At 67.7% G+C, this 20718-nt stretch carries 26 protein-coding genes and 2 tRNA genes; 14 read left to right on the top strand and 14 right to left on the bottom strand.

The window, feature by feature from the left end:
- Positions 1-95 precede the first annotated feature (95 nt).
- A tRNA-Arg gene (locus ACOZ38_RS44445) sits at positions 96-171 on the bottom strand.
- Between the two features lie 49 nt (positions 172-220).
- Entirely contained in the window at positions 221-481 is a 261-nt protein-coding gene (locus ACOZ38_RS44450; protein WP_424536814.1) for an RNA-binding S4 domain-containing protein, read from the bottom strand.
- Between the two features lie 185 nt (positions 482-666).
- Here ACOZ38_RS44450 and ACOZ38_RS44455 point away from each other — a divergent pair, with 185 nt between their 5' ends.
- On the top strand, positions 667-1248 hold the full coding sequence (locus ACOZ38_RS44455; RefSeq protein WP_424536815.1) for a sensor histidine kinase: 582 nt from the start codon (positions 667-669) through the stop codon (positions 1246-1248).
- Here ACOZ38_RS44455 and ACOZ38_RS44460 read toward each other — a convergent pair.
- On the bottom strand, positions 1241-1768 hold the full coding sequence (locus ACOZ38_RS44460; protein WP_424536816.1) for a hypothetical protein: 528 nt from the start codon (positions 1766-1768) through the stop codon (positions 1241-1243). The genes ACOZ38_RS44455 and ACOZ38_RS44460 overlap by 8 nt on opposite strands.
- A 136-nt stretch (positions 1769-1904) precedes the next feature.
- On the opposite strand from ACOZ38_RS44460, the gene ACOZ38_RS44465 reads away from it, so the two are divergent.
- The gene (locus ACOZ38_RS44465; protein ID WP_424536817.1) at positions 1905-3149 is read left to right on the top strand and encodes a sensor histidine kinase; all 1245 of its coding nucleotides are present in this window, start codon (positions 1905-1907) and stop codon (positions 3147-3149) included.
- Positions 3146-3778: a response regulator gene (locus tag ACOZ38_RS44470; protein WP_405142659.1), complete on the top strand. Its 633-nt coding sequence runs from the start codon at positions 3146-3148 to the stop codon at positions 3776-3778. The genes ACOZ38_RS44465 and ACOZ38_RS44470 overlap by 4 nt, the downstream gene beginning before the upstream one ends.
- Here ACOZ38_RS44470 and ACOZ38_RS44475 read toward each other — a convergent pair.
- Both ACOZ38_RS44475 and ACOZ38_RS44480 read right to left on the bottom strand, forming a co-directional pair.
- The gene (locus tag ACOZ38_RS44475) at positions 3775-4230 is read right to left on the bottom strand and encodes a MaoC family dehydratase (protein ID WP_424536818.1); all 456 of its coding nucleotides are present in this window, start codon (positions 4228-4230) and stop codon (positions 3775-3777) included. The genes ACOZ38_RS44470 and ACOZ38_RS44475 overlap by 4 nt on opposite strands.
- Positions 4231-4282: 52 nt before the next feature.
- Positions 4283-4723, bottom strand: coding sequence for a TIGR03668 family PPOX class F420-dependent oxidoreductase (locus tag ACOZ38_RS44480; RefSeq protein WP_424536819.1), 441 nt, complete (start codon positions 4721-4723; stop codon positions 4283-4285).
- 253 nt (positions 4724-4976) lie between these two features.
- Between ACOZ38_RS44480 and ACOZ38_RS44485 the strand changes: the two genes are divergently transcribed.
- The 6 genes from ACOZ38_RS44485 to ACOZ38_RS44510 all read left to right on the top strand — a co-directional run bounded on the left by ACOZ38_RS44485 (position 4977) and on the right by ACOZ38_RS44510 (position 8837).
- Positions 4977-5180 carry a hypothetical protein gene (locus ACOZ38_RS44485; RefSeq protein ID WP_424536820.1) on the top strand — a complete coding sequence of 68 codons (204 nt, stop codon included), beginning with the start codon at positions 4977-4979 and terminating at the stop codon, positions 5178-5180.
- A gap of 178 nt (positions 5181-5358) precedes the next feature.
- Entirely contained in the window at positions 5359-5772 is a 414-nt protein-coding gene (locus ACOZ38_RS44490) for a ribonuclease domain-containing protein (protein ID WP_424536821.1), read from the top strand.
- 8 nt (positions 5773-5780) lie between these two features.
- Positions 5781-6158 (top strand): barstar family protein, encoded by a 378-nt coding sequence (locus ACOZ38_RS44495; protein WP_424536822.1) that lies wholly within the window; start codon positions 5781-5783, stop codon positions 6156-6158.
- Positions 6159-6574: 416 nt separating this feature from the next.
- On the top strand, positions 6575-7096 hold the full coding sequence (locus tag ACOZ38_RS44500) for a phospholipase (RefSeq protein WP_424536823.1): 522 nt from the start codon (positions 6575-6577) through the stop codon (positions 7094-7096).
- A gap of 332 nt (positions 7097-7428) precedes the next feature.
- Positions 7429-7812: a DUF1801 domain-containing protein gene (locus ACOZ38_RS44505; protein WP_405142669.1), complete on the top strand. Its 384-nt coding sequence runs from the start codon at positions 7429-7431 to the stop codon at positions 7810-7812.
- Between the two features lie 425 nt (positions 7813-8237).
- Positions 8238-8837: an RICIN domain-containing protein gene (locus ACOZ38_RS44510; protein ID WP_424536824.1), complete on the top strand. Its 600-nt coding sequence runs from the start codon at positions 8238-8240 to the stop codon at positions 8835-8837.
- Between the two features lie 241 nt (positions 8838-9078).
- Here the strand turns inward: ACOZ38_RS44510 and ACOZ38_RS44515 are convergent, their stop codons facing one another.
- From ACOZ38_RS44515 to ACOZ38_RS44525, 3 genes are all read right to left on the bottom strand, one after another.
- On the bottom strand, positions 9079-10014 hold the full coding sequence (locus ACOZ38_RS44515; protein ID WP_424536825.1) for a quinone oxidoreductase family protein: 936 nt from the start codon (positions 10012-10014) through the stop codon (positions 9079-9081).
- A 451-nt stretch (positions 10015-10465) separates the two neighbouring features.
- A tRNA-Ser gene (locus tag ACOZ38_RS44520) sits at positions 10466-10555 on the bottom strand.
- Between the two features lie 392 nt (positions 10556-10947).
- Positions 10948-11511, bottom strand: coding sequence for a YceI family protein (locus ACOZ38_RS44525; RefSeq protein ID WP_405142673.1), 564 nt, complete (start codon positions 11509-11511; stop codon positions 10948-10950).
- A gap of 106 nt (positions 11512-11617) precedes the next feature.
- Here ACOZ38_RS44525 and ACOZ38_RS44530 point away from each other — a divergent pair, with 106 nt between their 5' ends.
- Positions 11618-12145, top strand: coding sequence for a MarR family winged helix-turn-helix transcriptional regulator (locus tag ACOZ38_RS44530; RefSeq protein WP_424536826.1), 528 nt, complete (start codon positions 11618-11620; stop codon positions 12143-12145).
- Positions 12146-12158: 13 nt separating this feature from the next.
- Here the strand turns inward: ACOZ38_RS44530 and ACOZ38_RS44535 are convergent, their stop codons facing one another.
- Positions 12159-13754, bottom strand: coding sequence for a fatty acid--CoA ligase (locus ACOZ38_RS44535; RefSeq protein ID WP_424536827.1), 1596 nt, complete (start codon positions 13752-13754; stop codon positions 12159-12161).
- A gap of 93 nt (positions 13755-13847) precedes the next feature.
- Complete coding sequence (locus ACOZ38_RS44540; protein WP_424536828.1) at positions 13848-14366, bottom strand: SigE family RNA polymerase sigma factor; 519 nt, start codon at positions 14364-14366, stop codon at positions 13848-13850.
- A gap of 296 nt (positions 14367-14662) precedes the next feature.
- On the opposite strand from ACOZ38_RS44540, the gene ACOZ38_RS44545 reads away from it, so the two are divergent.
- Positions 14663-15604 (top strand): hypothetical protein, encoded by a 942-nt coding sequence (locus ACOZ38_RS44545; protein WP_424536829.1) that lies wholly within the window; start codon positions 14663-14665, stop codon positions 15602-15604.
- A gap of 2 nt (positions 15605-15606) precedes the next feature.
- Entirely contained in the window at positions 15607-16443 is an 837-nt protein-coding gene (locus tag ACOZ38_RS44550; RefSeq protein WP_424536830.1) for a MauE/DoxX family redox-associated membrane protein, read from the top strand.
- A 196-nt stretch (positions 16444-16639) separates the two neighbouring features.
- On the opposite strand, the gene ACOZ38_RS44555 is transcribed toward ACOZ38_RS44550, so the two are convergent.
- Entirely contained in the window at positions 16640-17821 is a 1182-nt protein-coding gene (locus ACOZ38_RS44555) for an ATP-binding protein (RefSeq protein ID WP_358550989.1), read from the bottom strand.
- A gap of 388 nt (positions 17822-18209) precedes the next feature.
- Here ACOZ38_RS44555 and ACOZ38_RS44560 point away from each other — a divergent pair, with 388 nt between their 5' ends.
- Together ACOZ38_RS44560 and ACOZ38_RS44565 are read left to right on the top strand one after the other, a co-directional pair.
- The gene (locus tag ACOZ38_RS44560; protein WP_424536831.1) at positions 18210-18944 is read left to right on the top strand and encodes a M15 family metallopeptidase; all 735 of its coding nucleotides are present in this window, start codon (positions 18210-18212) and stop codon (positions 18942-18944) included.
- 284 nt (positions 18945-19228) lie between these two features.
- Complete coding sequence (locus ACOZ38_RS44565) at positions 19229-19552, top strand: MazG-like family protein (RefSeq protein WP_424536832.1); 324 nt, start codon at positions 19229-19231, stop codon at positions 19550-19552.
- Positions 19553-19578: 26 nt separating this feature from the next.
- On the opposite strand, the gene ACOZ38_RS44570 is transcribed toward ACOZ38_RS44565, so the two are convergent.
- The 3 genes from ACOZ38_RS44570 to ACOZ38_RS44580 form a co-directional block, all read right to left on the bottom strand.
- Positions 19579-19731, bottom strand: a complete 153-nt coding sequence (locus tag ACOZ38_RS44570) for a hypothetical protein (RefSeq protein ID WP_424536833.1) — start codon at positions 19729-19731, stop codon at positions 19579-19581.
- 171 nt (positions 19732-19902) lie between these two features.
- Positions 19903-20364 (bottom strand): hypothetical protein, encoded by a 462-nt coding sequence (locus ACOZ38_RS44575; protein WP_424536834.1) that lies wholly within the window; start codon positions 20362-20364, stop codon positions 19903-19905.
- Positions 20361-20651 (bottom strand): hypothetical protein, encoded by a 291-nt coding sequence (locus ACOZ38_RS44580; RefSeq protein ID WP_424536835.1) that lies wholly within the window; start codon positions 20649-20651, stop codon positions 20361-20363. The genes ACOZ38_RS44575 and ACOZ38_RS44580 overlap by 4 nt, the downstream gene beginning before the upstream one ends.
- Between the last annotated feature and the right edge of the window lie 67 nt (positions 20652-20718).

Raw genomic sequence — 20718 nt, forward strand, 5'->3', positions numbered from 1 at the left:
CTCCTCTGTTAGCGAGGGTGTTAGCAAGATCCGGAGATTGTCCAGACAAAGCGAAAGGCCCGTCCCCAGTTTTCCCTGGTGACGGGCCTTTCGACTGGCGCGGCCGACAGGAGTCGAACCCGTAACCTTCTGATCCGTAGTCAGATGCTCTATCCATTGAGCTACGGCCGCCTGCTTGCCTGGATAAGCATAGCGGGTCTTCGCGGGTGTGCCGAACCGGTTAGGGAAGCGGCTCAGCGTCCCGCTGCCAGGGGGCGGCTACCACGCGGATTTCGAAGTCGATGCCGCTGACGACCTGGCCGGCTCTGATCTTGCAGGTCTTGCGCAGCTCGACGTCGCCGTCGACCATGACGTTGCCCTCGGCGATGAAGTGCTTGGCCTCGCCGCCGCTCTCTGTGACGGAGCAGTACTTCAGCAGGTCGCACAGCGGTATGTAGTCAGTGCGCAGCTGGAAGGTGTCCTCCAGGAAGTTCTCGTCCACGCCCACAGCATAGGCAGCCCCACGGCGCCCAGAGCGGCGGCATGAATGGGATTGATGGTGGAAAGCCGTTGTAAACGGACAAATGCTCTGCAAACTTTCCCGGTTCCGCGCGTGGCGACGGCGCTCGGCGGCAATGAACCACCTCGGGTCACGCGACGTGGCCCTCGGACCTGCGGATTGAAGGCATGAATCAGCAGCCAGCGTTGAATGCGATGGTCGGCTCCTCGACGCAGGTCGTCGTGGCGATCGCGCTGACCTGCCTCGGAGCCGCGGTGATCCTCGCGGCGCTCCTTCTCAGGCGCCGTAACCGGGCGGTGGCGGCCCACGCGCACTCCCAGCACGTCGCGAACCTCACCCGGCTGCTGCTCCGCGCGCAGTACGACTACCCGCGCCCGACCCTGGCCGATCTGGTGCAGTCGTCACGCCAGGGCGGCCTGACGATACGTCTCCATCTGGCCGGATCGCCCCAGGAGCTGCCCGACCCCGTGGACCTCGCCGGTATGCGGATCATCCAGGAAGCTCTGACCAACACGCTGAAACACGGTACGCCGAACGCCACGGTGGTCCTGTGTTACCAGCCCGACCGGGTCACGCTCACCGTGGACAACGCCATGAAGGGCAGGACGCCCGCCTCCAAGGGTCCACACGAAGGGCTCGCCACCATGCGACGCCGCGCGAGCAAGATCGGCGGGGCGGTGACGGCCGGGCCGTACCAGGGCGGGTGGCGCGTTCACGCCGAGCTGCCGTTCCGCTCGCAGGTCACCTGACCTTCGCCTTCTTGGGGAACAGGGTGTAGCTGAGCGGCCACAGGACCGCGATCGCGGGCACCTTCCCCAGGCCGACCATGAACGCCGAGAGTTCCGCCGTACGGGACGGATCGCCGATCATCCAGATCGCCACGCCCAACAGCCCGCACGCGATGCCGTACGCGAGGACGATGCGCAGCCAGATGCCCCATTCGTACCTGGCCCTGGCCATGCCGCCCGCAGGAGGCTTCCACGGCGGCGGGCCGTCCGAGAGCCGGTGCGCCGCCACCTGGTCCGCCCATCGCAGCGTACGGTGGCCGAACACGACCGAGTACGCAATGTAGGCCGCCGCGAGCCCGTGGCTCCAGGTGGCGGTGCCCCCGGTGCGGAGGTCGGCCACGGTGGCGACGAGCAGGACCACGTCGATCAGGGGCACGCACAGCAGAAGCACGCCGCCCAGGCGCCGGAGGCGGAAGAGGTACCGCGCCAGCAGGCCCAGGCCGAGCAGCACCCAGAAGCCGATCTCACATGCGACGATCACAGCCAGAATCACTCTTCAAGCCTTGGCCATGCCCCGCCCGGCCGTCGTCGTCAGCGGGGACGAACCCGGCTACATCTTTCTGTGTACGCGCAGGCCGTGCCGCGGATGGTGCCGGACGCCATTCGGACATGGTGGTATGAAGGGCATGGATCCGGAGCGGCAGGACGCGTTGATGGCCTTCGGGGCACTCGCCGCCGGTCTGGTCCTGCTCGCCGGCGGAGCGTACATCCACCGCGGCCAGCCCGCGCCGCTGCTGGTGATCCCGCTGGCGGTGACCTGTCTGGGCGTGCTCGTGCGGCGGCGCGCGCCCGTGGCGGCCCTCGTGCTCGGGGTGATCGCGATCGCCGGTGACATCTGCCTTGGCCCCTCCCTCGGCACTGTCCTGATATTTACGGACAACATCTATGCGGCTGCCCTGTACGGCCCGCGCCGGCTCGCCACCTGGCTCCTCGCCGTGACCTCGGTGCTGGCCGTCGTGATCGGGGCGATAGCCGGATTCGTCGCCAGGAACTGGGCGGCGCTCGCGGTCGGCGGGATCCAGGCCGGCCTGGTCCTCGTCACCCCGACCATGACCGCCATGACCCTCAGGCAGCATCGTGACCAGGCGATCGCCGAACGGGCACGTGCCGACCAACTTGCCCGGCTCGCCGAGCTGGACCGCCAGGCGGCCGTGACGTCCGAGCGCACCCGCATGGCACGCGAGCTGCACGACATGATCGCCAACCACTTCAGCGCCGTGGCCATCCAGTCGGCCGCGGTCATCGCCAGGGAGGACCTCGACGCCCGGGCCGTCCGCACGGTGCTGGAGTCCATCCGGGAGAACAGCGTGCGCGGCATGGCCGAGATGCGCACCATGATCGGGCTGCTGCGCGCGGAGGGCGACGACGCGGGGCCGACGGGGCAGCGCCTCAAGGATGCCACCGACCTGGTCGAACGGTCCCGGCGCACAGGCATGGCGATCGAACTGGCCGTGACGGGAACGCCGCGTGACCTCCCCGCCTCCATCGAGCTGGCGGGCTATCGCATCCTTCAGGAATCCCTGACCAACGCCCTCAAACACGGCACCGGCCGGGTGAGCGTGACGATCGACTACGGACCGGACGAGGTGACTCTGATCATCGTGAATCCGCCGGCCGACAGGCCCGCCGGCATCCCGGGCTCCGGCGCGGGGCTCGTCGGCATGGCGGAGCGGGCGGCGCTCGTCGGGGGCTCGTTCACGGCAGGACAAGCGTCAAGGACGGGCATGGGCGGCGAATGGCGCGTTGCCGCCGCGCTTCCCGTCAAGGCGAAGCCGTACGAGACCATCGGGGCCGGAAAGGCACGTGAGACCGGGACCGTCGCGGGTGAGACGCCGTCCCGCACGACGGAGGGCAGCGGATGATCAGGGTCCTGGTCGCCGATGATCACGCGGCGGTACGTGCCGGCGTCGTGCTGATCCTGGAAGGCCAGTCCGACATCGAGGTGGCCGGTGAGGCGGCGGACGGTGAGGAGGCCGTTCGGATGGCGCGCGAGCTCAGGCCCGACGTCGTCCTGATGGACATCCGCATGCCGCGCATGGACGGCATCTCGGCCACCCGCGAGCTGAGCGGCATCGCCGACGTCCTCATCCTCACGACGTTCGACCTGGACGAGTACGTCTTCGGGGCGCTCCGCGCCGGGGCCGCCGGATTCCTGCTGAAGAACACCGACGCGGACGCCCTCGTGCAGGCCGTACGGCTGGTGGCGCGCGGCGAGGGACTGATCTCGCCTTCGGTGACCCGGCGGCTGATCGCGGAGTTCGCCGGGACGAGCGAGCGCAGGCCGTACGACCTGGAGGTCCTGACGCCGCGCGAGCGCGAGGTACTGGGCTGCGTGGCGCGCGGGCTGTCGAACGCGGAGATCGCCCGCGAGCTCGCCATGACCGAGGCCACGGCGAAGACCCACGTCAGCCGGATGCTGGGCAAGCTCGGCCTGCGCAGCCGGGTGCAAGCGGCGATCCTGTACGCGGGATCCTCGGGGTACTCGGTCTAGTCGGTGACGTACAGCGAGAGGGTCTCGGCCACGCAGGCGGGCTTGGTCGTGCCCTGGACCTCGATGGTGACGCGGAGGCTGGAATGTGTGCCGGCGGGGGTGCTCTTGACGTCCAGGAGCTCGGCGCCCGCGCGGATCTTCGCTCCCACGGGCACCGGCGACGGGAAACGCACCTTGTTGAGCCCGTAGTTGATCCCCATCTTCAGGCCGTCCACTCTGAACAGCTCCGTCATGAAGGAGGGCAGCAGGGAGAGGCTGAGGAAGCCGTGGGCGATGGGGCCGCCGAACGGGCCTTCCTTGGCCCGCTCGATGTCAACGTGAATCCACTGGTGGTCGTCGGTGGCGTCGGCGAACAGGTTGACCTGCTCCTGGGTGACCTCACGCCACTCGGTGTACCCCAGGTGCTCGCCGGTGGCCGCCTTGAGCTCGCTTACGTTCGCGAAGATCCGCATGCATGGAATCTTATTCTGCCGACGGGACCCCGGCGAGGTCGGGCGCCCAGCGCTAGAGCGCTCCGGAGTACGACCAGCTCGCGTACCGGGTGATCTGGATCAGGATGACCGGCCCTTGGGGCACGTGATCCGCATATTGGGGATATTTCGCGACCAGTGAGGCGAGGGCGGGGAGTCGCTCCTCGTCTCGCTCCTCGTCTCGCTCCACGATGGTGGCCTCGCCGTCGGCGCGGACCCACCACAGGCGCGTCCAGTCGTCGTCGTAGTGGTCGACCAGGACGCACACCTTCGGGTTCGCCCGGATGTTCCGCAGCCGCCGCAGGTCGGTGGTCCGCTTGGGCTTGTGATCAATGGCCGTCACGAGGCGATCGCCGTCCAGAGCGAACGTCACCGGCACCAGGTGCGGCGCCCCGTCCTCCCCGACCGTGCCCAGCCTGGCCACCCGCGCGTCTCTCATCCTCGCGCGGGCCTGGTCGTCTCCGCGGGTCGCCACTCGCGTATCCAAGCACGCGGCGTACGCTCCGGCTGTGATCACCGCCGGTACGGCGGTCAGGTGTCGGGCTGGCGAGGATAGACGTGCTCACCCGGGTGACCGGGGGGCAGCACGCAGCGACTGCCGGACTCGGCCTCGGCGCAGCGTATGGCTTCGTCCCGCCGTGGGAGCGGTGGCGATTCGGAAAGGGGCGTTTCCATGGGCTTGCTGCCTGTTCTCCAGGGAGGGGGGGCACCTGGACCGGGACAGAGACATGATCGCACGCGGTGGATTGATGTTCCCCATGCCTAAGAGAACGATTTTTCACCATTTGTCGGAGTGTGGCGGGCTGACAACCGATCTGCCGGACGTGCCGGCCTCCAGCGAAGCCGGAGCCGCCAAGCCGAGCCTGCCCATCTTCCGGTACACCTGCGATCTGCTCGGCCTTCGCCCGCCCCCGCAAGAGTTCCTCGGCTGATCATCTCGCCTGCCTTGACTCGCGCGGCAAGGAAGACCATCACCCGTAGCGCGACCTCGGCTCCGGCCTGGTGCCACAAAGAGTTCACCATACCTTTGGAGATCTTTGACTTTATTTGACCCGATTTGACGGTGATCCTGACGGGGTTGGTCGTCTCGCATCCCCACAAGGAGGCTTCGTGCACACCCTGCAACGCCCCCGACCTTCCTGGCCCGCACGGCTCATCATCATGCTGGCCGCCATCACGTCCCTGATCGGCGGTGTCGGCATCACCCCCGCCGACGCGTCGGTCATCAACTCCTGCACCATCTCCCGGTGCTCCGACGCGCGGTCGGCCAAGACGAACTGGGCCGCCAAGGGCTACCCCACCACCGCCGGCTGGTACACCTGGCCCGACGGTAGGTACAACTACACTGGCGGACGCTTCCAGAACCGAGAGGGCCAACTTCCCAGCGGCGCCACCTACTACGAGTACGACGTGTACTCGCGGGCGCAGGGCGCGGCGCGTGACGCGTACCGCATCGTGGTCAACCGCAGCACCGGCGTGGTCTGGTTCTCGCCGAACCACTACACCGACTTCTACAAGCTCTAGGAACTCCCATGACATCCGCCGCACGTCCGCTGCCGCGATGGCTGACGGTGTCCACCGGCCCGGCGCCGGCGGTCGTCGACGGGCGCTCATGCCAGACCCGCGCCGCCTTCTTCGAGGAGGCGGCGCGGGCTCTGCGCTTTCCTGAGTACTTCGGCCGCAACTGGGACGCACTCGCCGACTCCCTGCGCGACGCGACCCGCACAGGGAACGTCACCCTGATCGTCGAGCACGCTGAGGACCTGCTCAGTGCCGAGCCCCCCGAACAGCTCGCCACCCTGCTCGCGATCCTGGCCGAAGCCGCCGAAACCGGCCTCACCCTGACGCTCCGCACCGACCCCTCCCACGAAGCGCCCCTCCGCCGGCGAATCACCGCCGCTCTGACCTGACCAGCGGACCGGAAAGGCGACAACCTGCCCGCGTCCCACCGGGCACGATCCGCACTTGGCTCCGTGGCGTTCGCCGGTGGCAGACCTGATCAAGAGGGGGCCACGGGTGCCCCTGGCGCGCCCGTCATCTCACCGGAGCCAAACTGCGGGCCCCCTTGATCATCCCCTGACGGGCACGGCAGCGAGGCGGGTCATCGGCTGCCCGGGGCCACCGTGCGCAGGGTGCCCACCGCGCATGACTCGACCTTTCGAGACATGCCATTACAGGACGTTGTAATCCTTGTAAAGGGCGATTGTTTACGAATGCCCGCGCCGATCTTCACGAAGATCCGTTCCAGCGTTTCATGACATTTCGCTTCATCGTAGGCGGTGTAGAACCCTGCCCTGAGAGGCACCCCCCAAACAAAGGCAGACCCATGTTCAAGCGAGCCCTCGCGACCGTCGCCCTCTCCTTCGCCACATTAGCCGGATTAACGCTGCCCGCCTACGCGGTGACACTGGAGCAAAAGGTCGCCGTACTTTCCCAGTTCTCCCAGCCCACGGCGGCCAGCGCCGCCAGCTGGCGCTCTGCCTGGCAGAACCAGGCGAGCTGGGCGGACTATGCCTTCGACTGGTCGACCGACCTCTGTTCGGCCAGTCCCGACCAGCCGCTCGGCTTCGACTTCAGAATGCCATGCCGACGTCACGACTTCGGTTACCGCAACTACAAGGCGGTGAACCAGTTCCCGGCGAACAAGACGCACATCGACGACGCGTTCTACTTCGATATGAAGCAGGTTTGCGCGGGATATTCCACCATCCCCAGGAACACCTGTAACGGCATCGCCTGGACCTACTACCAGGCGGTCAGGGAATTCGGCACCCTCAACGTCACCCAGGCGCAGATCGACCGAATCCGCCAGAACGCTGAACAAGCCGCCCAAAACTCCGAGATGTAACTCATCCCGCTCCGCTCCACTCCCTGGCCTCCGCCGGGCCGGCTTCGTGCCGGCCCGGCACACCCGGAGGGCCCAGCCCGCCGCTTCCAACGTGGACGGCCCTGGAAGGTGACCCCCTTCCAGGGTTCAGCGGGGCCCTTGCAAGTTCGATGTATCAAATCCACCCTCTAGCACGGCCCCGTGAGCGGGATTCGATACATAGACCTCCCGGCCTGCTCCCGACCCGAAGCACGATTGGCCGCCTCGCAGCCGTTTCACGACAGCACAGGCCAGACGGGCGACCACCTCATGCGGCATCATGCTCTTTGGCGCTGTATGAGAGGAGCCGGCAGGTGCAAAACAAGTCTGGCGAGGTCGACCGCTTCATGACGGCCCTCGATCACCCCTTGAAGACGGGGGTCGAACAGCTGAGGTCGGCGATTTTGGCGTCGAACGCGGATATCTCCGAGCATGTGAAATGGAATGCCCCGAGCTTCCGCTATGACGGACACGACCGGGTGACCTTCCGCCTTCGGCCAGGTGATCGGCTGCAACTCATCTTCCATCGTGGGGCGAAGGTCCGAGCCGACAGCGCTGAGTTCGCCTTTCAGGACCCGACTGGTCTGATGACGTGGCTCGCACCTGACCGGGGTGTGGTCTCGTTCCCAGACCTGGAAGCCGTCCAGTCCCAGCAGACAGCGGTGGTGTCCTTGGTCAACCAGTGGCTCCGGGCGTAGCAGTGAGGCTCCCGTCTGGATCCATGCCCTGTTTCTAAGCGGGGCGTGATCGGATCAAACCCGCGCTGTCAGCCTGGAGATCCCCAGCGAGATCCACCACATCCGTGATCCGCGGCAGGCAACCGCAACCCTTTACGGGGATCAGAAAGGCCGCCACTCAAAGATCGAGTGAGGGCCTCTGAGGTGCGGAGGCTCGGGGATTTGAACCCCGGATGGGCTGTAGACCCAAACCGCATCAGCAGCTCGGATCTTGGCCGTTCAATGCGGTTCAACCTGGACCAACGTGCGCAACCGGTCCGACTGGAACGGCACGGTACGGCGGTGAACTGCAACCCAAACTGCAACCCCGGACGCCCGATGACCGCTACAGCTTCGTCTCTGGCTGGCATCACATTGCGGCGCACGAAGATGCATGCACAAGGTAATTGATCGACAACTATCCGTTATGGCATGGTGGCTTGAGTCTTGATCAACTCTTCTGGGAGGCATCCATGCTTGCTCGCCGTCTGCTGGCCGCCGCCGTCATCTCCGCCGCCATGGGCGCGGTCACCCCTCTACCTGCGGTGGCCTCTGCTCATCAGCCCGCCAGCCGCACCGCCTTGGTCGGGCCCCCAATATGCGTCGACGTCAGCAACAACCGTGGCAACGGCACCCTGATGTACCAGTGGCAGTGCGACAGCAACAACACCAACCAGAAGTTCGTCATCGAGGACGGCCTCATCAAGGTGCAAGACACCATCGGCAAGAGCCAGGTGATGTGTCTGGACTCCTCCAACGGCCGAACCAACGGCACCCGGGTCTACCAGTGGCAATGCGTGGGTAACACTAACCAGCTCTGGGTCATCCAGAGAGGCCAGATCATCCTCAAGTCCACCCTCAACGCAGGCAACCGCCTATGCCTGGACGCCACCAACGGCCGCGGCAACGGCACCCAGGTGTACCTGTGGCAGTGCGACCCCAACAACACCAACCAGAAGTTCGTCATCGAAGATGGCCAGATCGTGATCAAGGACACCTTGCCCTGATCTCTGCGGGCGGCTCGGAGTCGCGCCACCGGCCGGGACCGGCGCCCACGCCGCACGCCCGGGGGCGGAGCGGGCGGCGGGCCGTGCGGCGGCGAGCGCCGCCGCGCTTAGCACAACGTTCTACACGGGCCCTTTCCTGCGAATGTGACGATCTCAAAAGACAGCCATCGAGAAATCACCTTGCTGCCCTCTCCTGATGACTGGAGAGGGCAGCAATCATTGGGTGGAAGGCATTCTGCGGTCAGGAGTTGAAGTCGAGCACCAGGCGCCCACGGATACCGCCGGCTTCGAGCAGCCGGTGCGCCTCGGCGGCCTGCTCAGCCGGTAGCACCCGGGCGACCCGCGGCGTCACGGCCTTCGCCTCGGCCTGCTGCCGCAGCCAATCCAGCGCGGCGGTGTCCTTGGCCGAAAGGACCACCAGCACCTTGTGCACCTTGATGCCGCGTCCGGGGTCGCCGTCCCAGCCTCGGAGCACGGCCATCCCGCCACCGTCACGGACCGCGGGGGCAATGCGCTCGTTGAGGAGTGCTCCATCGGCGACACCGTCGACGCCTTCGGGGTGCAGCTCACGAATGCGGTCGGCAACGTCGTCACCGCGGCGCACGACCACGTCGGCGCCCAGGTCGCGCACCAGTTGCTCGTCGGCCGCGGAGGCGTCGGCGAGGACGCGCAGCCCGGCGGCTTTCGCGAGCTGGACGACGTAGCCGCCGTAAATGCCGGCCGCGCCGGTCACCGCGATCGTCTGGCCTGGCGAGAGGTCGAGATGGTCGAGCGTCAGTTTGGCGGTGAGCCCGTTCATCGGCAGCGTCGAGGCGGCGAAGAAGCCCGCCCCCTCCGGTATCCGGACCACCGACTCGGCCGGTACGACGATCTGGTCGGCGTAGGTGCCGCCGTTCGGTCCCATTGGCAGCACGAGGGCCATCACCTTGTCCCCGACCTGCCAGGGGGCGCCCTCGCCGACTTCGCTGATCTCCCCGGCGGCGTCCATCCCTGGTATGTAGGGCGGTCGATCCCTGAGGGGCCCGAAATGGCCTGCCCGCAGCGCGATGTCGCTGGGGTTCACCGCCGCCGCGTAGACGCGGATGCGCACTTCGCCTGGACCGGCGTGGGGCTCAGGGACGTCGACGACTTGTATCTTGTCCGGGCCGCCGAACTCGATGAAGCCAATAGCTCTCATGACGGCCAGGCTAGCCACTTGTCCGGATCAAGAGCAGGGGGCACATTCCGTCCGGGAGAGTGCTCCCATTAGCCCAATGTCATGAAGTTGACCCGGCCATGGAGGGCGACAACCGCGCCCCACCCGGCCCGCCCCCGACCGACCAGCGAGAGCTATGGGCGTGGACGGCGCCCTCACTCGAGAGGCAGGAGGCAACCCTGGACGCACTACACCTCCGGTGACCACGAAGGGTGACGATCGGGCGTCACCTCAGGCGAGACCGTGGGCACCTGCGAGAGCTGATCCGGAGGGCGGTGCCGGCCGCGGCCTTTCTCCGTTTTACCCACGTCCCTGCCCGTTGTTTCCGGCGGGACTCCGGCCGCCGCGTGCACGCCTTGGAAACTGCAACCCTGAGCCTGTTCGGGCAGCAGAGAGGCCCTCGTCCGAGAACTCGGAGAGGGCCTCTGAGGTGCGGAGGCTCGGGGATTTGAACCCCGGATGGGCTGTAGACCCAAACCGCATTAGCAGTGCGGCGCCATAGACCTGACTAGGCGAAGCCTCCTGATAGCCCGTCGGCTCGCTTGGAGCCCGACCGGCTCAGCACAGAGTACCGGCCTTGATGCTGGGCGGCAAAGTGGATTCGCCGTGGCGGTCGAACATGTCGCGCATAGGACGCTTCGTCCCTGGCCGTGGGTAGGTCACCGCCTCAGCCGTGACCCGGTACGTCACTGATCGCCCCCGGGCATTCCCCCGCAATTCGCCAGGTCAGCCAGGGGTGCCACTGTAGATCGGCGTGTCTCCACATACAGGAAGAGAGGTTTCCCACACTCTGTATCCACAGCCTGTGGATACAGAGTGTGGGAACCGCGGAATCAGCTACACCGCACGGCCTCGTACAGGACAAGGCACGCCCTCAGCTTGAGCTCACAGCCGGAGCTCCTTGATCCTGAAGGATCAGGCGCGGCGGGTGGCCTCGCCCTCGATCTCGATCTTGATCTTCTTGCCGACCAGGACACCACCGGTCTCCAGGGCGACGTTCCAGGTGAGGCCGAACTCCTCGCGCTCGATCTCGGTCTCGATGTCGAAGCCGAAGAGCTCCTGGCCCCAGGGGTTGGTGCCGGCGCCGCCGTACTCCACCTTGAGCGTAACCTCCTTGGTGACGTCACGGATGGTGAGGTCACCGGCGACCACGAGCTCGTCGCCGGAGTGGCTGACGACCCGGGTGCTCCGGAAGGAGAGCTCGGGGAACTTCTCCACCGACAGGAAGTCCTCGCTGCGCAGGTGGGTGTCGCGGTCGGCGCTGCCGGTGTCGATGCTGGCGGCCTTGATGGTCAGCTCGGCCGACGACTCGAGCGGGTTCTCGGCGATCGTGACGCTTCCGGAGAAGTCCCCGAAACGGCCGCGGACCTTGCTCACCATCATGTGCTTGGCGCTGAAGCCGATGCGCGTGTGCGCGACATCCAGGTCGAAGGTGCCGGGCTCGGGGATCGTGATGCCTTCCCAGGCGCGAGTGCTCATGTGCCATCTCTCCGTGAACGAGTAGTTGCCGTGCGGATGTCTTCTCCAACAGATGTCTACACGAGGAATATTCCTCTCGTCAACTAACGTCGTCTAGACTGTGAACGTGATTCCATCTGACGATCCGAGGCTCACCGCGATGGGCCTGCTCTCCGAGGTCCACTCAGGGCTGGCGGCCAAGATGAACCCCGTCTTCGCGGAGGCCGGGCTCTCCGAGATCGACTGCGAGACCCTCATCCGCCTGGCGCGATCCCCTGGGCGCAAGCTGCGCATGAGCGACCTGGCGGCGCAGACGTCGCTGTCGACCAGCGGGGTCACCAGGGTGGTCGACAGGCTGGAGCGCGAGGGCCTGGTCGAGCGCGTCGCCTGTGCCAGCGACCGGCGGGCGTCCTACGCCACGCTGACCGACGCGGGCGTCACCCGGCTGGAAGAGGTCATCCCCAAGCACCTCAAGGACATCGAGACCTGGTTCACCGGCCTGCTGGCCCCCGACCAGCTGGAGACGTTCCTGGGCGCCCTGCGGGTGATCCGCGACGTCGTACGGCCCTGCGCCACCGCGGGCGCGATCGAACCCGGCGAGGTCAAGCTCCCCGCGATCGTGACCGACAGCCAGATCAGCTCCTCGCGACTGTGACCGACAGCCAGGTCTAGCTCTCGACGACCGTCAGCTCGCCCCGGGCGTGCATCTCGCGCAGGGCCCGTTTCGCGAACTTGCCGACGCTCGTCTTGGGCACTGCCTCGACGAACGCCCAGCGCTCGGGTAGCTGCCAGCGCGCCACCTTGGCCGACAGGAACTCCCTGAGCTCCGCCACTCCGGCCGTACCGTCGAGCACCACGCACGCCAGCGGACGCTCCCCCCAGCGTTCGTCCGGCACCCCGATGACCGCCGCCTCCACCACGGCGGGGTGCCCCATCAGGGCGTTCTCCAGCTCCACCGAAGAGATCCACTCCCCGCCGGACTTGATGACGTCCTTGGCCCGGTCGGTCAGCGTCACGTAACCGCCGGCGTCGAGCCTCCCCACGTCCCCCGTGCGCAGCCAGCCGTCGTGGAACCGCGAGGTGTCCTCGTCCAGGTGGTACGCCCCGGTTACCCACGGCCCGCGTACCTCCAGTTCGCCCACCGTGACCCCGTCGGCGTCCAGCACGGTGTCGCCCCCGCCGACGAGCCTGCCCTCGACGCCCGCCAGGAGCCGGCCCTGGGTGACGCGCAGGGCCCACGTGTCGCCATGGGCGACGGTCGCGAGCGGGGACGTCTCGGTCATCCCCCACGCCTGCACGACGCGGACGCCGAACTCCGCCGCCAGGGCCCGCATCAGCGCCTCGGGCACCGCGGAGCCGCCACACGTCACCAGCCGCAGCGAGGACAGGTCGGAAGAGTGCTGCCTGGCATGGCGCAGCACGTCCCCCCAGATCGTCGGAACCGCGCCCGAGACCGTCGGCCGCTCCTCGGCGACGACCCTCGTCAGGTGCTCCGCCTGCAGGAACCTGTCGGGCATGACCAGCGAGGCCCCGGCCATCAGCGCGGCGTACGGCAACCCCCATGCGTTGGCGTGGAACATCGGCACGATCGGCAGCACCCGGTCGCCGGACGAGAGGCCGACGGCGTTCGCCGTGCAGACGCTCATGGAGTGGAGGTAGGCCGATCGGTGGCTGTAGACGACGCCCTTGGGGTGGCCGGTCGTGCCGCTCGTGTAGCACATGGAGGCCGCGGCGCGCTCGTTCAGCTCGGGCCAGTCGAAGGCGTCGGACGCCCCGTCGAGGAGGGTGCGGTAGTCGTGGAGGTCCTTGCCCGCCGAGACGAGCGCCCCGGTGTCCGCCTCGCCGACGACGATCACGTGTCGCACCGTCTTCATCTCGGGAAGGATCGGCGCGAGCAGCGGCACCAGCGAGGCGTCCACGATGATGACGTCGTCCTCGGCGTGGTTGGCGATGTAGACGACCTGCTCGGGGAAGAGCCGGATGTTCAGCGGGTGCAGCACCGCGCCCATGCTCGGCACGGCGAGGTAGGCGGTCAGGTGGGCGGTGTTGTTCCAGCTGAAGGTGGCCACCCGCTGGTCGGCGTCCACACCGAGGCCGCGCAGGGCGCCCGCCAGGCGTGCGGCCTCCCGCGCCAGCTCGCGGTACGGCAGGCGGTGGTACCCGTCGCCGGTGTACGTGACCACCTCGTGGTCGCCGAACAGACCGGTGCCGTGCCGCATGATCGAGGTGATGGTGAGCGGGAAATCGGGCATGGTGCTGCGCATCAGTGCCACCTCCGCTTTACGAGTCTGGCCCCGGGCCGGTCCTGAGACAAGCGCTCGCTCGAATCCGGAAACGGGCCCGTAATGCCTGATCGGTCATATCCGGGCCTGCACCTCGGGCTGCCTCGCGTCCACGACGACCAGATCGCCACGCAGCTTCGCCATCGCCCGCGAGACCGTGCTCTTCACAGTGCCGATGCTGATTCCGAGAGCTTTGGCGATCTCCGGTTCACTCATGTCCTCGTAGTAGCGCAGCACGATCGCCGTGCGCTGCCGTGCGGGCAGCCGGTTGATCGCCTCCTCCAGCAGCTCGTGGATCTCCCCCGGGCTCGGCCCGTCCCCGACCGGGTTCTCCGGCAGTTCCTCCGACGGGTACTCCTCCAGCTTCCTGCGCCGCCACCACGAGATGTTGATGTTGACCATGGCCCGGCGCACGTACCCGTCGAGCGAGGCCCTGTCGTTGATGCGGTCCCAGGCGAGGTAGGTCTTGGCCAGGGCGGCCTGCAGCAGGTCCTCCGCGTCGGCGGGCTGGCCGGTCAGCTGGTAGGCCGCGCGCAACAGTGCAGGACCGCGGGCAACCACGTACTCGCGGAACTCCTCGTCTTTGTCGCTCATGCGATCACCGGTGCCGTGACGAAGGGCCATGATTCATTCGAATCTCGTGGTCAGAATCGCAGCCGGAAGCCATAATGCGGCTGATCCTCAATCCAGGTTTCGCCCCGGCAACGGCAAAGATCGTTACAGTCGGGTGACCACGCGGGGCGGCGAGTAGTTCATCCTGGAGTGGGTAATTTGCTACGCGCACTGGCACAGGGGGAAATAATCGCCCCGCCCGGCACGGTGCCGGTGGCGAGCCGTGTGACGCTAGCGGACGAACGAGGAAACTCGCGACGGCAACCGGGGAGGGGCCGATGGGAGTTGAGCGCCGCTACGCGCTGGCGTCCGCCGCACTCGGCCGGAGCGGCGTCCCGCCACAGGCCGAGGCCGAAGAGCGACCGGCGCTGAGCGGGGTGACGGGCGAGATCCTCGACATCAGCCCGCACCTGGTCATCCTCGCGAACTCCGAGGGCGTGGAGGAACGCCTGGTCATCGCGCCGTGGGCCACAGCCTGGCACGGCCGGCCGGTCGCGCCGGCCGAGCTCCCCGTCGGCGCCCGCGTCATCGTCCGGGCCCAGCAGTCCGGCCGCGTGGCCGAGCGGCTCTGGGGTGACATCACGCGCGTCACGGGAGTGATCCTCTCCCTGGGCAAAGAACGCAAGGACCTGACGGTCGAGCTGGACTGCGGGCCGCACCGGGGCAGGCGCGTGGTCGTGATCCCCTACGCCGCCTCCGGACGCCTGCGCGTACGGCATCCGCAGCTCGAACCGGGCTTCCTGTTCGACGCCATCGGAACCCGGGTGGAGGGCGTGACCTTCGCGCAGTTCCCCGCGACCTCCCAGCCCGCCTACCGCGCGACGGCCGTCCCGCCTCCCCCGCCCGCGTACGGCGGGGTCCAGTCGAGGATCTCCGGAGCCGCCGCCTGGTCGGACGCCTTCGACGACGGGGAGGCCGGGGCCGCGTACCCGATGTTGGAACGTGCCGATTCCGGCTGCGAGGACGCGGGGGTGTCGTGCACCGGCCTTCCCTATCTCGCACTCGGCTCGATGCTCTACGTGGGCAACGTCTGCGAGAGCCGCGCCTCGGTGCTGCCGATCGTCGCCTGCGGGTGCGTCGCGGGGCGCTTCTGCGACCGGTGCGTGGAGTGCGGCACCTCGCCACGGGGGCGCATCGTGGAACTTTCGCCGGTCTCCTATGTCGAGCTGGGTGGAGACCTCGCCAAGGGCTGCTTCAACGCCCGCGTCGGATTGGGGTGACCGTGGAGGTCGCAACACTCGCCACCGCCGCACTCGTGCTCCTCGTACTGCTTCTCGTCCTCGGGGGCGTGGCCAAGATCGCGACCGTCGGGACCGACGCCGAGCCCGGCGGGCTCACCCGGCTCGGCCCCGCGGTGCTCGTCCCCGAACGCTGGCGCAAGCCTGTGCTGATCTTCTGTGCCGCCGTGGAGATCGTGCTGGCCGCCGGCCTGATCTTCACTCGCAGCCCGCTGCCCCGGTGGGGAACGATCGTGTTCTTCTCCGTCTCCACCTACGTGCTGTGGGAGCTGCGCCGGCGTCGGCCTGACGTGGGTTGCGGCTGCTTCGGCGAGGCGAGCGGCTCGCCGGTGGGACTGCGCTCCATCGGCAGGGCCGTCGTGCTGACCGGGATGGCGGTGTCCGTCGCGCTCGTTCCCGTGTCTGGAGCCGACCTGCTGTCCGGGCTCTCCTGGAACCTGGCGATCGCGCTCGCCGCCGGCGTCGTACTGCTGTCGCTCTTGTCTCCCGAGTTGGAGGAGGCGATCGCGCGTGTCAGGTATCGCGCGCCCTGCGAGCAGCGGCCCATACCGACTGCCAGATCACTCTCACGCCTCCGGTCGAGCAGCGAGTGGCGGTCCCACACAGCGCTGCTGGTCTCCGTGGAGCCGGAGGACACGTGGCGGGAGTTGTGCTGGCGGTTCTTCGTCTACCCGGGCCGCACCGCCACGGGGGCCGAGGCCGAGGTGGTCTTCGCCGTATACCTCAGCGGGCGGCGGCCCGCCGTACGGGTCGCCGTGGTGGGGGCTGAGGGGAATGACGGGACTCTGCGCAAATCTATTGACGTATCGGCCGCACGCTAGAAAGCCCTAGACAGTGCAATCGAGGCGGGCGCGAAGGCCCCAGCCTGGCCGTTCGCGCCCGCACATCTCGCGGCTTTGGATCACCGGCACCGCGAATTCAACTCTCTACGGCTCTCTAGCTTCCCCTCTAGAAAGCCGTAGAGAGATCAATGGGAGCGCAGAACACCTGCGCTCGGCTTTGGGGACCCGGCGCGGCCTACAGTGGCTGCGCTCGGAGGAACTTGCCGAAGTGCGGCACGGTGAAGGCGATCAGGCCACGCTCGGCGCTGAAGATGAGTCCCTTCTTGATGAGGCTGTCGCGGGCCGGAGACAGGCTGGACGGCTTGCGCCCGAGCAACTCGGCCACGTCGGACGTCGGCACGGGCTCGTCGCCGACGGAGGCCATGGCGTGCATGTAGTCGCGCTCGGCGGGGGTGGCGCGCTCGTACCGGCTTCCGAAGAACCCGACCGCGAGCTCCTCCTCGGCTTCGGGAGAGGCGACCCTGATGTCCTCGGCCGTGATGGGGCTGCCGGGCGCGAGATCCCAGGCGACCTTGCCGTAGGCCTGGACGAAGTAGGGGTAGCCGTCGGCCGCCTCGTACAGCGCGTCGAGGGCCTCCTGGGTGAACTCGACCTGCTCGCGCTCGGCGGGGGCGATCAGGGCGAGATCGGCGGCCTCCCGGTCGAGCCGGTCGATGCGCGCGTAGCGGAACAGGCGCTCGGAATAGCTCTTGCTGGCGCTCAGCACGCCGGGGAGGTGGGGCAGACCCGCGCCCACCACGATCAGCGGGCCACCGCTCTGGGACAGCTCGTGGCAGGCGGCGCACAGGGCGGAGATGTCGGGCGCCTGCACGTCTTGCATCTCGTCGATGAAGAGGGCCACGCCGACGCCCAGATCGGTGGCCACCGAGGCCGCGTCGACGAAGAGCTCGGTGAGGTCGATCTCGAGGTCGCCCGAGTCGGCCCGGCCACGGCCCGCGGGGACGTCGATCGCCGGCGACCAGTGGGACGTGCCCTTGGCCGCGGACGGGTCGCGCATGGCGAAGGCCTTGAGCACGCCGAGGAACTCCTCGATGCGCTCGGGCGCGCGGTGACGGGGGGCCAGCTCGCGGATCGCCATGTGGAGCGCGGCGGCGACCGGGCGGCGGATCGACTGCTCGGGACGGGCCTCGATCTTGCCGGTGCCCCACAGCCGTTGCATGGCCATCGACTTGAAGGTGTTGAGCAGCACGGTCTTACCGACGCCGCGCAGCCCGGTGAGGACCATGCTGCGCTCGGGACGGCCACGGGCCACCCGCTCGAGCACGACCTCGAACTGCTGCAGCTCACGATCACGCCCGGCAAGCTCCGGAGGGCGCTGCCCCGCACCGGGGGCGTAGGGATTGCGCACGGGGTCCACGCTCTCGGACTTTATGACCGGATATAGCGGCCGTCCTAGATTTCCGTAGAAAGGGCTACGGCGTGTCGCCGATCTGGGCGGGGCGCACGGCCGGCCGGACGCCTGCTGCTTGGGCGGCGAGAGCAACGCCATGGCCACACCACCCCTCACCTGGACCTCTCGGCCCGAACCTCTGTTCGATCCGATGGCCAAGACTGTAGCGCGCCCTCGAACATGTGCGCGAGGATTTCCGAGTAAAACCTGCGACACAGATCCCGAACGGTCTGGTTACGCCGCCACGGACGGCGGACATCACGATTTCGTCACGAGCGCAGTCAGGAAGCCCTTACCCTGGCGTATGTCCGAGATACGAAAGCTTCGCCACCTGGGTGTTCTCGCCCTGGCTTGCGTGTCGGCCACCGTCACCGCCTGCGGCACCAGCTCCGGTGTCACCGCGGAGCCCGCGCCGTCGTCTCCGGTGACCTCACCATCCGGCTCGCCGTCCGGCGCGGCCCCCACACCGACCGGCGAGGTCTCCGCCACACCGTCCCCCGAAGCCTCCTCCACGCCGGAGCCGCCGGCCTTCACCTCGAAGGTCTCCGAGGTCACGGCCGGCCAGCTCAAGTCCTCGTGGCGCCCCGGCTGCCCGGTCTCCCCGGAAAGCCTGCGGAAGGTCACGCTGACGTACTGGGGCTTCGACGACAAGGCCCACACCGGCGAGCTGATCGTCAACCGGGGGGTCACCACCGACGTGGTCGCGCAGTTCAAGCAACTGTACGAGTGGCGGTACCCCATCGCCCGCATGGTGCCGATCGACGCCTACAAGGGCAGCGACTTCGACTCCATCGAGGCCGACAACACCTCGGCGTTCAACTGCCGCAGGACCACGGGCGCCAGCAGCTGGTCGAAGCACTCGTACGGCAGGGCCATCGACATCAACCCCCGGGAGAACCCCTGGGTGGAGCCCGACGGCTCGGTCGCCCACGACAACGCCAGGAAGTTCGCCAAGCGCCCGCTGCACAAGCCCGGCGTCATCAACGCGGACGACCGCGTGGTCAAGCTGTTCGAGAAGTACGGCTGGGAGTGGGGCGGCTACTTCAACGGCGCCAAGGACTACCAGCACTTCGCCAAGGGCGGCGGTTAGCCGACCAGGCGGTTAGCCGACCCCCTCTTTCTCAACGTCACGCGCCTTCCACTCATCGGAAGGTCCATGTATCAAATCCTCCCCATCAAGCCGTGCCAGGGGAGGGATTTGACACACCGATGACTGACCGTGTCCGTCGGCTACGAACAGCGTTTCACGAATGCCTCATCGGCCGCCTCGAAACAGCTCACTGCCCGCCAGACAGACCAGTGATCAACGGGGAACGACCGGAAGGCGATCGTGGCTCTCGGCTCCCGCTCCAGGGCGCTGTAGCCTGGGCGACCATGGATGCCGAGACGTGGGACACCGTCGACCGGCTTGTAGCCTGGCTCGACGCCGAAAGCACGCTGGCACCCGATGTCGAACTGCTCCTGCGGTTGATGAAGCTGTCGGAAGAGGCGGGCGAGGTGGCCGAAGCCGTCATCGGCGCCCTCGGCCAGAACCCCCGCAAGGGCTTCACCCACACCTGGGACGACGTCGACAGCGAGCTGTGCGACGTCATCCTCACCGCCATGGTCGCCCTGAGAACCCGCAACACCGACGCGGCGAACGTCTTCAGGGCGCATATGGCAGCGGTGGCGAGTCGTTCACTCACGCACAAGGGCTGAGTACACCGCCCCAGAAAGAACCGCTACTACGACTCGGGGAGGTCGCGGTCTTCGCTGCGCTTGTCCTGCCGGCTGTCCCAATGCTCCATCCACGCCAGCCCCAAGCAGGTGACGGTGAACAGCCCGGCTATGACCAGCGCCGCGACGTCGCCGCTCTCGTAGCCGGCTTGCGGCTGCATCGGCGTTCTCCTCGCAGATGAGTGGAATGGTCGACGCGGCGGACCCCGCCACCCCCGGCTCAGACCCGCCGCGCGTCTATGGGGTACGTCCGAGCGTCCCGAGCCCTTCGGCTCGGGAAGTTGTGTAACGCCTCGGCGTATCGGCTGTGGTGCTCGGTTTCACGTGACGGTTTAGCCGTTCAGGTAGTCGGTTCCACGGTCGGTGTAGCCGTTCTGGTTGGCGATCTCGTCCTGTACGGCGAGTTCCATCACGAGGGCGATGGCGTCGCCGCGAGCAATGCTGGGTACCAGGCCGGCGGCGCGTTGGGCTTGGGTCAGCGGCGTGTATCGCGTGGCCCACCATCCGCCTGGGGTGCCATCCGGGCGTCTGACCCGAGTTATCCGCCAGGCCGGGTACGTCTGGCCAAGCACGGCGAGCTGCTGCTCCACCAGGACGTCGATCTCTTTGGGAACCGGGGGCATCTCAGTCGGCCGACGCGCGGGAATGTACCCACCGACGCCACGTCCTGCAGTGGCCGGGAACCCGTACAGGTCGAGCAGAGGGTGGCCTTGATCCCCCTCAGCATGACCGTCTTCGACCCGTTCGCCCTCGACCCGATCTGATTGATCGGGCTGGTCGGCATGCCCGGTCACGATGCCCTCACTGCGAGGTCGACCAGCATGCCCATCGCATCCAGCTCGGCTTCGCGCATCAGTTCGCGTAGTTCCTCGACGGTGGGCGCTTCGACTCTGAGCGGATGCGGGGCATGCCAGATGGCGATGGCGGTGAACTTGCGGCTTCCCACGCCGTAGGAGATGTGCCAGGCGGGTTCCATCTGGTCGAGTTGGGCGGCTGCCGCCCGCTTTGCCAGGTCCCAGCGTCGGGGCTGGACCTGGCCGGGCCGTACGCCGATCCGGTGCCGCCCCGGTTCCCGGCTCACGCCGCCACTCCGCTCCTGTACGGACCCCGCCCGCCGATCAAAGGCGGCGTATTCGGCGAGCGTCCTC

It is taken from the genome of Sphaerisporangium viridialbum (assembly GCF_049674955.1).
In the GTDB taxonomy this organism is placed as follows: Bacteria; Actinomycetota; Actinomycetes; order Streptosporangiales; family Streptosporangiaceae; genus Sphaerisporangium; species Sphaerisporangium viridialbum.

Coding starts and splice junctions, on each gene's coding strand:
- ACOZ38_RS44500 (WP_424536823.1), top strand. CDS start 6,575: ATGTTCAAGCGAGCCCTCGCGACCGTCGCCCTCTCCTTCGCCACATTA.
- ACOZ38_RS44570 (WP_424536833.1), bottom strand. CDS start 19,731: ATGCAGCCGCAAGCCGGCTACGAGAGCGGCGACGTCGCGGCGCTGGTC.
- ACOZ38_RS44495 (WP_424536822.1), top strand. CDS start 5,781: ATGACATCCGCCGCACGTCCGCTGCCGCGATGGCTGACGGTGTCCACC.
- ACOZ38_RS44455 (WP_424536815.1), top strand. CDS start 667: ATGAATCAGCAGCCAGCGTTGAATGCGATGGTCGGCTCCTCGACGCAG.
- ACOZ38_RS44515 (WP_424536825.1), bottom strand. CDS start 10,014: ATGAGAGCTATTGGCTTCATCGAGTTCGGCGGCCCGGACAAGATACAA.
- ACOZ38_RS44535 (WP_424536827.1), bottom strand. CDS start 13,754: ATGCGCAGCACCATGCCCGATTTCCCGCTCACCATCACCTCGATCATG.
- ACOZ38_RS44485 (WP_424536820.1), top strand. CDS start 4,977: ATGATCGCACGCGGTGGATTGATGTTCCCCATGCCTAAGAGAACGATT.
- ACOZ38_RS44545 (WP_424536829.1), top strand. CDS start 14,663: ATGGGAGTTGAGCGCCGCTACGCGCTGGCGTCCGCCGCACTCGGCCGG.
- ACOZ38_RS44565 (WP_424536832.1), top strand. CDS start 19,229: ATGGATGCCGAGACGTGGGACACCGTCGACCGGCTTGTAGCCTGGCTC.
- ACOZ38_RS44540 (WP_424536828.1), bottom strand. CDS start 14,366: ATGAGCGACAAAGACGAGGAGTTCCGCGAGTACGTGGTTGCCCGCGGT.
- ACOZ38_RS44525 (WP_405142673.1), bottom strand. CDS start 11,511: ATGAGCACTCGCGCCTGGGAAGGCATCACGATCCCCGAGCCCGGCACC.
- ACOZ38_RS44465 (WP_424536817.1), top strand. CDS start 1,905: ATGAAGGGCATGGATCCGGAGCGGCAGGACGCGTTGATGGCCTTCGGG.
- ACOZ38_RS44470 (WP_405142659.1), top strand. CDS start 3,146: ATGATCAGGGTCCTGGTCGCCGATGATCACGCGGCGGTACGTGCCGGC.
- ACOZ38_RS44475 (WP_424536818.1), bottom strand. CDS start 4,230: ATGCGGATCTTCGCGAACGTAAGCGAGCTCAAGGCGGCCACCGGCGAG.